20 protein-coding genes are annotated in these 10,894 nt (G+C 57.0%); 1 reads left to right on the forward strand and 19 read right to left on the reverse strand.

The genetic code is table 11. From position 1 onward, the window contains the following. Nucleotide 1: 1 nt before the first annotated feature. From AVI_RS11915 to AVI_RS12005, 19 genes are all read right to left on the reverse strand, one after another. Nucleotides 2–259, reverse strand: a complete 258-nt coding sequence (locus AVI_RS11915) for a hypothetical protein (protein ID WP_080516989.1) — start codon at nucleotides 257–259, stop codon at nucleotides 2–4. Further along, a complete protein-coding gene (locus AVI_RS11920) occupies nucleotides 256–693 on the reverse strand; it encodes a hypothetical protein (RefSeq protein WP_041696847.1) in 438 nt (145 codons plus the stop codon). The genes AVI_RS11915 and AVI_RS11920 overlap by 4 nt, the downstream gene beginning before the upstream one ends. After that, nucleotides 693–863, reverse strand: coding sequence for a hypothetical protein (locus AVI_RS31105; RefSeq protein WP_156753172.1), 171 nt, complete (start codon nucleotides 861–863; stop codon nucleotides 693–695). Before AVI_RS31105 ends, AVI_RS11920 begins: the two co-directional genes overlap by 1 nt. Continuing rightward, entirely contained in the window at nucleotides 863–1,510 is a 648-nt protein-coding gene (locus AVI_RS11925) for a regulatory protein GemA (RefSeq protein ID WP_015916600.1), read from the reverse strand. Before AVI_RS11925 ends, AVI_RS31105 begins: the two co-directional genes overlap by 1 nt. Beyond that, on the reverse strand, nucleotides 1,507–1,797 hold the full coding sequence (locus tag AVI_RS11930; RefSeq protein ID WP_015916601.1) for a hypothetical protein: 291 nt from the start codon (nucleotides 1,795–1,797) through the stop codon (nucleotides 1,507–1,509). The genes AVI_RS11925 and AVI_RS11930 overlap by 4 nt, the downstream gene beginning before the upstream one ends. Then, nucleotides 1,797–2,003: a hypothetical protein gene (locus AVI_RS11935; protein ID WP_041696849.1), complete on the reverse strand. Its 207-nt coding sequence runs from the start codon at nucleotides 2,001–2,003 to the stop codon at nucleotides 1,797–1,799. The genes AVI_RS11930 and AVI_RS11935 overlap by 1 nt, the downstream gene beginning before the upstream one ends. Further along, complete coding sequence (locus tag AVI_RS11940) at nucleotides 2,000–2,311, reverse strand: hypothetical protein (RefSeq protein ID WP_041696852.1); 312 nt, start codon at nucleotides 2,309–2,311, stop codon at nucleotides 2,000–2,002. The genes AVI_RS11935 and AVI_RS11940 overlap by 4 nt, the downstream gene beginning before the upstream one ends. Beyond that, nucleotides 2,308–2,742: a hypothetical protein gene (locus tag AVI_RS11945; RefSeq protein WP_041696854.1), complete on the reverse strand. Its 435-nt coding sequence runs from the start codon at nucleotides 2,740–2,742 to the stop codon at nucleotides 2,308–2,310. The genes AVI_RS11940 and AVI_RS11945 overlap by 4 nt, the downstream gene beginning before the upstream one ends. Nucleotides 2,743–2,753: 11 nt before the next feature. Beyond that, nucleotides 2,754–3,407 carry a DUF3164 family protein gene (locus AVI_RS11950; RefSeq protein WP_015916602.1) on the reverse strand — a complete coding sequence of 218 codons (654 nt, stop codon included), beginning with the start codon at nucleotides 3,405–3,407 and terminating at the stop codon, nucleotides 2,754–2,756. A gap of 4 nt (nucleotides 3,408–3,411) precedes the next feature. Next, nucleotides 3,412–3,699 (reverse strand): hypothetical protein, encoded by a 288-nt coding sequence (locus AVI_RS11955; protein WP_041696856.1) that lies wholly within the window; start codon nucleotides 3,697–3,699, stop codon nucleotides 3,412–3,414. A 274-nt stretch (nucleotides 3,700–3,973) separates the two neighbouring features. Further along, nucleotides 3,974–4,255 carry a hypothetical protein gene (locus tag AVI_RS11965; RefSeq protein ID WP_041696860.1) on the reverse strand — a complete coding sequence of 94 codons (282 nt, stop codon included), beginning with the start codon at nucleotides 4,253–4,255 and terminating at the stop codon, nucleotides 3,974–3,976. Continuing rightward, nucleotides 4,252–5,283 carry an AAA family ATPase gene (locus tag AVI_RS11970; RefSeq protein WP_015916603.1) on the reverse strand — a complete coding sequence of 344 codons (1,032 nt, stop codon included), beginning with the start codon at nucleotides 5,281–5,283 and terminating at the stop codon, nucleotides 4,252–4,254. The genes AVI_RS11965 and AVI_RS11970 overlap by 4 nt, the downstream gene beginning before the upstream one ends. Nucleotides 5,284–5,320: 37 nt before the next feature. Then, nucleotides 5,321–7,393, reverse strand: coding sequence for a transposase domain-containing protein (locus AVI_RS11975; RefSeq protein ID WP_015916604.1), 2,073 nt, complete (start codon nucleotides 7,391–7,393; stop codon nucleotides 5,321–5,323). Then, nucleotides 7,390–7,593, reverse strand: a complete 204-nt coding sequence (locus AVI_RS11980; protein ID WP_041696862.1) for a hypothetical protein — start codon at nucleotides 7,591–7,593, stop codon at nucleotides 7,390–7,392. The genes AVI_RS11975 and AVI_RS11980 overlap by 4 nt, the downstream gene beginning before the upstream one ends. Then, complete coding sequence (locus AVI_RS11985) at nucleotides 7,593–8,054, reverse strand: hypothetical protein (protein WP_015916605.1); 462 nt, start codon at nucleotides 8,052–8,054, stop codon at nucleotides 7,593–7,595. The genes AVI_RS11980 and AVI_RS11985 overlap by 1 nt, the downstream gene beginning before the upstream one ends. Continuing rightward, a complete protein-coding gene (locus AVI_RS11990; protein ID WP_015916606.1) occupies nucleotides 8,051–8,878 on the reverse strand; it encodes a ParB N-terminal domain-containing protein in 828 nt (275 codons plus the stop codon). Before AVI_RS11990 ends, AVI_RS11985 begins: the two co-directional genes overlap by 4 nt. Further along, nucleotides 8,871–9,137: a hypothetical protein gene (locus tag AVI_RS11995; RefSeq protein ID WP_041696864.1), complete on the reverse strand. Its 267-nt coding sequence runs from the start codon at nucleotides 9,135–9,137 to the stop codon at nucleotides 8,871–8,873. Before AVI_RS11995 ends, AVI_RS11990 begins: the two co-directional genes overlap by 8 nt. Further along, nucleotides 9,137–9,496 carry a hypothetical protein gene (locus AVI_RS12000; RefSeq protein ID WP_015916607.1) on the reverse strand — a complete coding sequence of 120 codons (360 nt, stop codon included), beginning with the start codon at nucleotides 9,494–9,496 and terminating at the stop codon, nucleotides 9,137–9,139. The genes AVI_RS11995 and AVI_RS12000 overlap by 1 nt, the downstream gene beginning before the upstream one ends. Nucleotides 9,497–9,702: 206 nt before the next feature. Then, nucleotides 9,703–10,023, reverse strand: coding sequence for a helix-turn-helix domain-containing protein (locus AVI_RS12005; protein ID WP_015916608.1), 321 nt, complete (start codon nucleotides 10,021–10,023; stop codon nucleotides 9,703–9,705). 141 nt (nucleotides 10,024–10,164) lie between these two features. On the opposite strand from AVI_RS12005, the gene AVI_RS29120 reads away from it, so the two are divergent. After that, on the forward strand, nucleotides 10,165–10,779 hold the full coding sequence (locus AVI_RS29120) for a helix-turn-helix domain-containing protein (protein ID WP_049777207.1): 615 nt from the start codon (nucleotides 10,165–10,167) through the stop codon (nucleotides 10,777–10,779). Nucleotides 10,780–10,894: the final 115 nt, after the last annotated feature.

A 10,894-nucleotide genomic window follows, 5' to 3' on the forward strand; every position in this document is an offset into this window, starting at 1 on the left:
TTCAGATCCTCTTGCCCGGCTGGACGCGAAAGCAGGTCACGACGCCTTCGTCCTGGATGACGAATTTCATCCCATCGGCAATCACCTTGGCCGCGCCGAACCGAACGCCGGTGCTGCACATGATGCGGATCTCGGTGCGGATCGCCTCGACATCGATGCCGTGCCGGCGCTCCAGAAAGCGCAGAACAGCGTGGTCGGTCACGACGGCAATGGTGAAGCCGGTTTCCGGCATGGGCTTGGCTGGCGGCTTTTGGCTCATGCGCGCCGCTCCCACTTGATCAAGACACCTTGGAAGACGTTCTTGTCATGACTGTCGCGCCAAAACCGGCCCATGGTTTCCCGTGCCGTCGCGCCGATCAACTTTGCCGGTGCGATGCCTTTCAGCCGGATCGGATCAAAACCGTCCGAGGCCGCGAATGGCTCAATCTCATCACGGTGCAGCGGTTGGCCGTTGATGGCGATGTAGGCAATGCCAGCGTCGATCAAGTCGCTCGACATGATGACGATCGGCAGTACCTCAATGCAGATCGGATCGTCGATGATCTTTCGGCAGTACCGGGTCCGCAGCCCCTGGAAGAGCTGGACGGGTTCGCCAACATGGGCATGGCGGCGGCGATGCCCCCGGATGGTGTGGGTTTTGGTGCCATCTTCGATCTGTGCCGCGAAGAATTTTTTGAAGCCGTAGGATACCATCAGGCACCTGCCTTTTTGACGGTGTCCTGCTCAACCGGATCAGTCGGGTTATCCTCGGACTTGGCCGGGAAAAGCTTGCGAAGATCGAAGCCACCGGTGGAACGGATATTCATGGTTCCATCGCGGTTCAGCTTCATGGTGATAGTGGCCGGCTTTTTTTTCTTCGCCATCACGCACCTGCCTTCTGGGCGCGTACCCGTTCGCCCAGGGCGTTCATGACGGTCTGCCACTGGCTCGGCTTCAAATCAGCCAGCCAGACATTTGACAGGCCGAGCAATGAGGCGACTTGCGCGTCAAAGCCCTTGCGTACGATCAGGCTTACGCCGGGATTGAGGATCTTCCACTGCGCCCAGGCGATCTTCGCGCCATCGCTGGCGAGCCACTCTTGGCCGTTGGTGTTGCCGAAGCCGACACCAGCCTCGCGGGCCAGCCATGTTTTCAGCCCCTCAATCGCTTTCTTGGCATCATCGGCGTGGTGCAGGAAGCGAACATGATCGAGACCGGTCTGGCGGGTGACAAAGGCCAACAATGCCGCATCGTCCCGGTTCTCGACCACACCGAGGTTCCAGCCCGCGATCCACAGCGCCTGGAGCTTCTTGGCGAATTTTCCGACCAGCGGCTTGCGCTTGCCTGCGCTGGCCGGAGCCGGAGCAAAGCCTTCACCCCGAAACACCTTCAGCACCTTCTGGCGCTCTGCCTCTGTCATGTCTTTCGCGGATGGCTTGCCGGTGATGTTTTCGAGCTTGGCCCGGTAGGTGTCTTCGTCTAGGCCGAGATGCTTTTTGGCTACGTGAATGGCTGCGATCGAGGAGGTCATGACAGCACGCCTTCCTCGGTTAAATGGTGATACCAAACCTCATTTGGAAAAGCCCAAGCATGCCATCGTTCAAAGGCTGTAAGAGCCTCTTCTGTGTCGGCAGCTTCCGGGACGCCGGGTATCAACAGCACACCATCCGTGTAGCCATGGCGCGCCTTTGCGTTTACCGCGTCTTCTATGGTTTCTTTTTCGCCACCAGCAAAGACGATTACGCCGTGGGGGATTGCGGCCTCGTCCTCAACAATGCCGATAACGCCAGCGCGGTCACAGTAGGCAACTGCAAACATTACTTGATCCTCCTATCGATCTGATCCGCCAATGCGCTGAGATTGATTTCGGACAAGGAAACTGCACCTACAGTCTTGGCTTGAGCTGCGTCGGAGATGTACGCATAGGTCACACCTTCATCCGTCGAAATCGTGCAACCTTCAGCGCTGAACTCAGCGATAAGTGCGGCCAAGATGGTGTCGTGGCGGGATTGGTCGGTGCTCATGCCGCACCCGCTTTCGTCGATCTACGTTCTTCTGCCGATTTTACTTGCGGCGCATACGGCGATGGAACAACGCGACCCAGAGATGGAGCTGCATTTTTCTGCATCAGATGATCGGCGCCGACCTGAGACGGCGCGGGGCATGGCTCAATGGCGTTGATGGTGTTCAGGATGCCGCTCACCCCAAACGTCGCGCTGCACTCGAAGCGCACCAGCAACATGCGCTCCTGCTGTTCGTTGACGGGTCTGGCGTCTGCGCCGCAGACAGGGCAGGTCTTTTCGGCTTTCAGTTTTGCGTAAAGGTGGTTCATGCTGCACCTACCTTCTTGGCCTGGGCAGCATGCAAATCCGCGGCTCTTTTTAGAAGCTCCGGCTCTATCGCATCGACGCTTTCTACGTAGAACCAAAGCTGCTGGGTATAGCCCCAGCCGCTCTTCCATGTGTCGGGAGCAAGGTACGTCCTGATACATATCGAGGCGGTGGCCATGAAACCTCGGCGACCGTTCAGCTCCCAAAGTTCAGCGACGGTCTCGCGCAATCTGCGGGGTGAAGTGAACTCGTCGATGTGAGCTACCAGTTTGGCTAGTTCGGGAAAGCTGACGGCCAAGTCGGCGTTGGCCGTAACGTCGATCGCATCACAAAACTCCTCCAACCAATCAGGGGGAGATTGCGGATCTCCGAGCATGTGGATCGGGTAAATGGCGTCAACGCGGGCTTCAGCGTCATAAAGATTTTCGTACATGGCTTTCCTCCTCACGCCTTGGCAATATCGACGGTGACAGCGATCCATTCGTCCTGAACGGAATTTCGTACATGAAACCGGATATACTGTTTGGAATAGGCGACGTTGATCGCGTCGTTGATGGCGCGAACAGCCTGCACCCACCGCTCGTCCTCAATGGCCAGCTTCGTGAGCTTCTTGATTTCCTTGAGGTTGACCTTGCCCTCTTTATCCGTATCGAAGGCACGGGTGATAAGGGCGCGGATCTCGACGCGGGCGTCGGATGTCCATTCGTTGAGGCATTCGTCAATGAGGCTCTTTGCCACCTGAAGCTCAGGACCGGCTGTCTCAAAATCATTGATCGCAACGGATACACGCATCAGGCCGTCAATGGTCTGATAGGTACGGTTGCCCTTTATCCCACCTGACTTCGCTCCGTATTCCTGCTCCAGGACAGCGTCCAAAGCGTCGAGATCATCCATGCAGTGGGCACGAAACCGGGCAATCCGAGCCGAGATATCGACAGCATAGGCCATGACCTTGCGGACCGATTCGTCGCGCAACTTCTCCTGCGGCTTCACCAGCTCCAGCGGCACCAATGCGCCCTTGGCATTGGCCATGTATTCTTTGCCGTTGACGAGCGTAACGCCGTCGGTGGGCTTTTCTTCGAGAATAATTGCTTCCATGAGTTCAATCCTTCTTGTGTAGGTTTTTGGCGGCGCTTCGAACGCCCTGTGAGGCGGCAAGGAGGGCGTTCAGCGCCCGCCTTTCATCGCGTGTCCCTTTGCTGGCCTCGTACCGGTCAAGGGCTTGCCAAAGCAGCATGGCGGCGTTGACGAGGGTTTCGTCGCAGGGGCGGCGGTTCAGCGCCGCCCGCTCGTCCTTCTCCGCTGCCCGGATCGTCCGCAGCAGCTTGGGACCGACCACTTCAAGCAGTTGGTCAATCGGGATTTCGAGTGGGACGATGAGTGATTTCATGCCGCGTCACCTCCATCTGGCGGAGGGCGGTGAGACGGTTTCGGGCGGGGCCGAAATAGGATGACCTTCTCGTCCAATACGATTGGCGGTGGCGAGGCTGGGTGTGTTGCCCGTTCAGCCAGTTCCTCAACATCATTCGAAATTTTGGCGATAACTCGGAGGTATTCGGCTATCGTAGCAATGAAGCCCGGATGCATATTGATGCCCAGCGCAACAACCTTTTGAAGCCTTGCTTCCAGCCTTCTTAGGAGTTCTGACGGCTTGCTCGATACGGTCATGACCGCCCCCCAAAATCAGGGCGGATGATCTTGCTATCGGCATCCTTCACCAGCCCGGCGAATTGCTCGGTTGCCAGTCGGTCAACGATCGCACGACCCGCCTTCCCGGCTTCGGCAAGCCGATGAACGGCGACCTCGTCTTCCAGGTTCTTTGCGAGATCGGCCAGAGTGCCAAGCAGCGTGGCGAACTGTTCGAGGTCTCGTAGAGAGATCAGTGTCCGCCCACACATTGCCTGGATAGACGCGCTCACGTTTCGGAGTTCCGTGGAGAGGATCATGCCATGTCCTCCACGTCGCGGTTCTTCCAGGCGGCCTGAATGTCCTTTAAGCCAACCTCGGTCCCTGCCCCAAGCGCCACCATCAAGGCCATGCGCATTGTCTTTTCGATCTGCCGGAAGGCACCGCCCTTCAAGCCGATGCCCATCAGAAACTTGATGCAGGCCGGATCGGTTACATTCCAGGCGGCAATGTAGGTTTGCAAGTCATCCGGATAGGGCTGCACCCGTTGCAGGCGCTTACCGATGCGGCTTTTCAGCTGGGCATAACTCGGCCCCTTTTTGTTGCTGGCAAACCGGCTATAGACCTCCGAGTTGCCAACGACGGCCACACCGCATTTGTACACATCCACGAAATGGCGAAGCTGGTTGAGCGCCTCGTCGTTAAGGTGCTGGCCCTCGTCAACGATCAGCAACGTCCCGTCACCGGTCCGCTTCAACTTGGTCCCGATCGCCCGCGCCAGACGCGCCGGGTTGTTCTCCTGAACCGCGAGCTGCTCGGCCAGCTCCGTCAACATGCCGTGAACCGTCTTGGTGCTCTCAGAAACGGTGGCGTGATAGACATGCGGGCGCGTGTTGGTGAAATACTCACATGTCGCGGTCTTGCCCATGCCAGCGCCCAGCGTGATCATCACCAGATCGGGGCAAATCTGCGCCCACGTCAGCGTTTCCAGCACCTCCGCCGAACCGCGAAGCTTCATGAAGGGCGGCGATTGCGGAATCATCGCCGCAATGCTGGCACTGGCTTCCAAGGCATCCAGCCATTGTTCAATCATGGTGTTGTGACCGTCCAGCCGCCCTTCGTAGCGGCCGGAAAACCACTGGCTAAACGTGCCTTCCTTCATGCCCGACCGGCGGGTAACTTCCGCCTTCGTCCACCGGAACTGCCGGGCAACGGCAATAACGCGGTCAATCAGCTCCCACCACTTTTCGATATCGGCATCACTCTTGTTTGCAGAAACCTCAGGTGCCTGGACGGGGCGCTCCCAGGAAGCGCCGTTAAACTGACTTGTGTTGATGTGCTTGTTCATTTACAGATAGCTCCGTTGAATAGCCCATTCGGGCCAGTTATCGGGCAGTCTTCGGACTGCCCTTCTTTTTTCCGGAACCGTACGCAATACTCTTCGGCTCGTTCTTCCCGGTGTCCGAAACACGCGACACCGGGCTATTCCCTCTCGGGAATTCAATGACCCCACCGCCCTGAACCAGGCCCAGCGCGCGGGAAAAACTGTCTTCGAAATGTTGATCCGAAATCGCATCCACAGGTGCTTCCACCTGCTGGCTGCGGGTGATCAGGCGGGTCACAGCAGGACGGACTGTCTCCGGCACATCTGCTGGCTTTGGTGGTTTGGACCCCTTGTAATAGATCTCGCCCAGCTGCTGGGCCGACAGTGCGGCTTCCGCCTCGGCCTTGGCAGCAACGGCCTTGGTGTGGGTGCTGGCGAGGCGAGAATGCGCACGCGCATCGTCTCTGTTCTTGAAGCCAGCATCATCCACGCACGCTGCCTCGCAGATCAGCCGGTTTTTGAGGTCGTACACTTTGATCGGCTTGTGCAGAAAATCAGGGTCAAACCGGATAATGACCTGCTTCCCGGCCCATTGGTTCAGCTCCCCACTCCAATAGCGATTGCCTTGGAAATGTATCCCACCATTCGATTTCTGGGTCTTGATCGCCTCGGACGCCAGCAACCACAATGCTGCCTGCGCGTTGGATGGAACCCGAACAATTGTCGAGGGTGCCGCCATCGAGGCCGCAAAGGTCTCATCAAAACTACGCCCCTTGCAATTCTCGGCCCGGCGGCCAGCTTGCGCGTTATGCTCAACAATCTGAGCCGCCACATGCATCCGGAAGTCTTCCAGCGGAATAGCCCGCTCCATGTAGTTCCAGGGCTTGGCATCCGGTTTATTACCGCTGTACGCCCCCGCACAAAACGGATGTTTGGCAATGTTTTCCGCCAGATCACGCCATGCACGCTCAATCGGCTTGGACTGGCCCGAATATGGCCGGGTCCAATGCACCTCAACACCCAGCGTGGTCAGCAAGCCGCGCGGATCTTCTGGCTTCACTTTGAAACGGAAACGGTTGACTGTGCCGCCTGTTATCCACTTGCTGGCAAAAGCCCTGCCGTTATCCAGGTAGATGTCTTCAGGAATGCCGAAAGCCTCGACCATGTCACCAATGACCAGTCGCACGGCTTCCCATGTCTCGCTTTCCGATAGTCTCCAGGACAGGATTTTCCCGGAAAACAGATCCTGAATACCGATGATGAACATGCGGGTTGGCTCTTTTTTCCATGGCACGGACACGAACACATCGACTTTGTGTCCATCCATATTGACCATTTGCATCGCGTGCAGGTGCGCGCGGCTACGGCGCTGAGCTGGATAGAGCGCCTTTGCCTTGTCACGGCCCTCGCGCTTAAAGAGCGTCACGGCCTTGCCGACCTCACGCTCAAACCGGCGGCGCAAAGACCGCTCGGAAGGGATCGGAGCCCATTTCTCACGCTTCGCCACCGTCATCATCCGACGATAGCAGGCAGAAAATGCGGGCTTCTCCGGTCTCAGATAATCGGACTTGAGGAACGTCCATGCATCAGGATGGCAATCGGCCACATCGGCAACGACACCATCAACCGCAGGAGAAAACGATGGAGCCAAGGCAGCAAGCCAGTCGTCGCGATCAAGCCCTTCCGTCAGTCCTTTCCATTCGTAGTAGGTGGACTTCTGGACCTCCGCCTCCGACGTGGCGATAGCAATGGCGGCTGCCCTACTGACACCTTTCTGCGCCGCCAGCGTCTCGACCCGGCAAAGCACGCTCAAACGGGCTTTGCAGATGTCTCGATGTTCATTTGAAAGCCGTTCAAACCGCGCCCAAAGTTGATTTTTGCGGGTACGGATCGCGTCCCATTCTTCCGGGGCAACAGCCGACGCCGCCATTTCAATCCGCGTCCGTGCCGGAGCTGGCAACAGAGCGATATGATACAGCCAAACCGGCTTGGTCGGGCCTTTGACTTTTCGCGCATGAGTAGGATGTTCGCGCCAGTTTGCCTCCGTGGCGACCCTATGCAGACCCGCCATGTTATGAGGCAAATCGGGCAGCTGCATTTGCGCCAGTTCAGCAAGAGAGAACCATTCCTTCATCGATGTGCTCCTTTGCGGCTTTCCACAAAGGCGCGAACGGCAGGCTCATTGGTCTGTAACCACCTGAGGGTCTCGATGACCGCGCCGAGTTGCTCCTTGATCAACTGACGTTGCGACGCGCTACTGGCGACAATCGGGAACTGTCCGCAAACAACCGCGTCCACCGCTGCAATCTGGCTCTTGAGTGATACCTTGGCCATTACCGCCCCCTTGACGCGAGCGTGACAGGGCGCGCGCTCTGGCGGCGGATCTCCGCCTCAATGCGCTTGCGCTCCTGGCGAAGCCTGGAAAGCTCCGCAAGCCGGGCTTCGTCGCCGATCAGCACGGTGACGCCCTGTACGGAAGCAACCTCGTCCCAAAGCCAAAGCGCATCGGTGGCATGTACAAAGGCTGTGAACCTGATCAGCGTCACGTCGTGACTGTTGCGGCTTTCCGCCGTGTAGGCATCCAGCGTGGCCTTGCTGATATTCGGCAGGCCCAGATATTGCGCCATGCGGGCTGCAATAGTTGGGCGGTCATAAGCACACTCGCGGATAGCTCGGGCCATCGCCCGCTTGATCTTCACGCGGTAGCGATCGATATCGACATGCTGAGCGCCGTCGCGGACAGGGAAAACCGGCTGCGCGAAAAAGTCGAGCTGGGAAGGGTCTGGCTTGGTCATTCGGCAGCCTCCCGAAGATCATCCATCATGCCGATGGAGATCAGGAAGCGTGACCGGGTGGTATCATCCGCATCCTTCCACGCCTTTTGCAATGTGGTGAGAATGGCAGCCTGCTTGGTCGCCGGATCGGCCTGCACCTTGGGTTCTGCCATGTATGACAAAACCTTTTTGACGTCCGGTTCCGTCTCAAGTGCCTTGGCTATGGCGGCCTGTTCAGTCGGACCTTTCTTGGCAAGCTTCAAAAGCAAAGATTGGTCATCTGCAAAAGGCGTCCCACGGAGTGCCGCCCGCAATGGCGGATAGAGGTTCTGGCCAATGGCAGTCACATATTTATATGTGCGCTCACGAAAGCCGAGGCGTTCCTGCACCTGCTCTGAAAGCTCTTTGCCGGGAGCAAAGATCAAAGGGCAATCATTGCCCTTTGATTTTTTGTCACCACCACGCTGGATTTTGCCGTTTTTCTCTTCCCACAATTCGCGGAATGTCAGCACGAACACAGCACGATCCAGCTTGGATAGTTCGTTGCGGTAAAGGTTTTCAGACAGCTCAATCAACTGGCCTTCTACCGCATCGGCAGCAACGGCAATCGCGTCAATCTCGCTCCATTGGTTAAGCTCTGCTGCCCGCAAACGGTGCCCACCGGCAACCAATGTATAGGGTGTTGCACCCTTGTTGGCCGCAGGCGTCTTGCGCACGGTAATCGGGTTGATCAGCCCGCGCTCGGCCATGGATGCTGCGATAGCGAGGGCATGGTCTTCATCCACCGGGCGGGCACGAGTGCCAATGTGAATGCTGGATAGAGGAATACGGGCAAATTCAGCCATTCTTTTTGTCCTGCAAAAGCCTCGCCAGGGTGACGATGGTCCGCACGTCAGCAATCATCGCTGCTGACGCACGGCGGCCATGACCTTCAGTCAATCGCGACACCGCCTCAGAAAGTGCCTCTTGATCTTCTGTCCAGTGTTCGAAGGGATGCACCGCGTTTGGCATCAAATCGCCAACCGCCTTCCGCAGATCCGCCGCCGCAGCTTCCCGATCTGTGGGCAGACCGTCCGGGCCAAGATAAGTGCCATTACACATCATCAGGCAGCGTCCTCCATGCGGGCATGCAATGAGGCGCGGGCAGCCGCCGCCATTTTGCAGTAGTGCTGTTCAAAACGTGGGGTTTGCAGGCGCGTGTCGATGGTTCTCAGCGCCCGATTGACCGCTTCGCGGGACCGCTCCTGGTGTTCAACCACCCGACGCTTCGGGATCAGGAACACCCGAACCATCAGGTGGATGACGACTTGACGGGCAAGCGCCGCATCGAACCATTCGTGCGGCGGGTCGATAATCGATTGGACGGACAGATGCGGAAAACCATCCCGCACCGCCAGAATGCAGGCGTGATAGGCACCATCGTGCAGGGATGCTTGTGAATGCAGGTTCAGCATGGAAACCATGCCCGCCTCAAAGAGGCTTTCGTGACAATTTCGGTCTGACGTTTTGTCATTGTGGGGCTCGGAAATTTCGGGAATTGTTGGTGTGTGGCGCGGACAGCTGGACTGGACAGCCGGAACGAGAGCACTTCTGAAACGGGGAGCTTTTTGTTCTGCCGGTGAAAACCCGGATGCTAAAGGCTAGAACAGCGTGCCGTCCGCGCCACATCTCAGGCAGCCATCGAGTCGCTACGACGCGAATGGCGATAATTCTCAGCAGGTTGAGGGCTCAAGCGCCGCCCGTCTGCAAAATAGCGCGAGGGCCAGAGCATATGAGGACGTGTCTTGAGGGCAGCGGCAATCGCGCGCTCGCCCGCCAGATGTGGTTCATGAACAGCGTTTCCAGCCGTACCGCTGGGGAGATTGTAATTCTCATCGATCTTGGCAAGCGTCAGCTTGGCGACGATCAACTTGCTTTTAATACGGCCGATCTCTTCCAGGCGTTTGCGCTCGGCACGGCTGGGCTTGCCGGTGATAGGATCACGATGCATAAGTAATTCCTTGATCCAGATGAGGAGGCCCTGGCAGGCCTCCTTTTTTGGGGTGGCGTAATCTGTGAACACAGAAAGGTATAGCCAGAAATGGCCATTATATCAAATGCAAAATGGCCACTTCTGGCTATATCCACGTAAATGACTGAATTATCAGATAGAATTCGCTTGGCCGCTGAAAAGCTTGGAGGGTTAAACAAGCTTGCTCAGGAAATTGGTGTGCCACGACGTACGCTCGGGAACTGGTTGAAGGGTACCAATCCAAAGCCAAGCAACCTCAAACAGATTGCGGATGTGGCAAACGTCAGTCTTGAGTGGCTAATCAGTGGGACTGGCTCCCCTGAGCAAGATGGCCTATCGACGGCGTTGAACCGGCTCGTGGACGCAACCGGAAACCCTCATGGAATGTCAAATGATGAGTGGAATCAGCAGGCAAACGAGTGGTTTTCTGCTGGAATGGCTAACCTCGAACGCCAACCGAAGCCGCACACTTCAGATCCTGCACCATTTCTAGATACTGACCTGATGGAGAGACTCGCTAGGGTAGTTACATCAACTCATCGAGACTTGGGTATATCAATAGCGCCAGAAAAAGTTGTCGTTGAAGTTGCTATTTTAATGAATGACTTAGCTCGTACGGTGAGGATAAACGACCCGGATGCTATAACTCTGGCTCTTCCTGTTATCGAATACCGATTGCGCGAGCGTTTACAGGAGGCAAAGCGGGAACCAGGAACCGGCAAACGTTTGGCTTAATGGTTGTAAGGTGCGCCAACATCGCAACTATCGTCTTGAGTGTATTTACTCCACAGATCAATGGTTGCCGCTTTAAGTATGATGCATTTATTAATTGATTACGGTTTTTCAAATA

Origin of the sequence: Allorhizobium ampelinum S4 (assembly GCF_000016285.1) — a bacterium.
Lineage (GTDB): Bacteria > Pseudomonadota > Alphaproteobacteria > Rhizobiales > Rhizobiaceae > Allorhizobium > Allorhizobium ampelinum.

Coding starts and splice junctions, on each gene's coding strand:
- AVI_RS11915 (WP_080516989.1), bottom strand. CDS start 259: ATGAGCCAAAAGCCGCCAGCCAAGCCCATGCCGGAAACCGGCTTCACC.
- AVI_RS11990 (WP_015916606.1), bottom strand. CDS start 8,878: ATGGCTGAATTTGCCCGTATTCCTCTATCCAGCATTCACATTGGCACT.
- AVI_RS11985 (WP_015916605.1), bottom strand. CDS start 8,054: ATGACCAAGCCAGACCCTTCCCAGCTCGACTTTTTCGCGCAGCCGGTT.
- AVI_RS11945 (WP_041696854.1), bottom strand. CDS start 2,742: ATGTACGAAAATCTTTATGACGCTGAAGCCCGCGTTGACGCCATTTAC.
- AVI_RS11970 (WP_015916603.1), bottom strand. CDS start 5,283: ATGAACAAGCACATCAACACAAGTCAGTTTAACGGCGCTTCCTGGGAG.
- AVI_RS11930 (WP_015916601.1), bottom strand. CDS start 1,797: ATGTTTGCAGTTGCCTACTGTGACCGCGCTGGCGTTATCGGCATTGTT.
- AVI_RS11975 (WP_015916604.1), bottom strand. CDS start 7,393: ATGAAGGAATGGTTCTCTCTTGCTGAACTGGCGCAAATGCAGCTGCCC.
- AVI_RS11955 (WP_041696856.1), bottom strand. CDS start 3,699: ATGAAATCACTCATCGTCCCACTCGAAATCCCGATTGACCAACTGCTT.
- AVI_RS11995 (WP_041696864.1), bottom strand. CDS start 9,137: ATGATGTGTAATGGCACTTATCTTGGCCCGGACGGTCTGCCCACAGAT.
- AVI_RS11935 (WP_041696849.1), bottom strand. CDS start 2,003: ATGAGCACCGACCAATCCCGCCACGACACCATCTTGGCCGCACTTATC.
- AVI_RS11965 (WP_041696860.1), bottom strand. CDS start 4,255: ATGATCCTCTCCACGGAACTCCGAAACGTGAGCGCGTCTATCCAGGCA.
- AVI_RS31105 (WP_156753172.1), bottom strand. CDS start 863: ATGGCGAAGAAAAAAAAGCCGGCCACTATCACCATGAAGCTGAACCGC.
- AVI_RS12005 (WP_015916608.1), bottom strand. CDS start 10,023: ATGCATCGTGATCCTATCACCGGCAAGCCCAGCCGTGCCGAGCGCAAA.
- AVI_RS11940 (WP_041696852.1), bottom strand. CDS start 2,311: ATGAACCACCTTTACGCAAAACTGAAAGCCGAAAAGACCTGCCCTGTC.
- AVI_RS11920 (WP_041696847.1), bottom strand. CDS start 693: ATGGTATCCTACGGCTTCAAAAAATTCTTCGCGGCACAGATCGAAGAT.
- AVI_RS29120 (WP_049777207.1), top strand. CDS start 10,165: ATGACTGAATTATCAGATAGAATTCGCTTGGCCGCTGAAAAGCTTGGA.
- AVI_RS11980 (WP_041696862.1), bottom strand. CDS start 7,593: ATGGCCAAGGTATCACTCAAGAGCCAGATTGCAGCGGTGGACGCGGTT.
- AVI_RS11950 (WP_015916602.1), bottom strand. CDS start 3,407: ATGGAAGCAATTATTCTCGAAGAAAAGCCCACCGACGGCGTTACGCTC.
- AVI_RS12000 (WP_015916607.1), bottom strand. CDS start 9,496: ATGGTTTCCATGCTGAACCTGCATTCACAAGCATCCCTGCACGATGGT.
- AVI_RS11925 (WP_015916600.1), bottom strand. CDS start 1,510: ATGACCTCCTCGATCGCAGCCATTCACGTAGCCAAAAAGCATCTCGGC.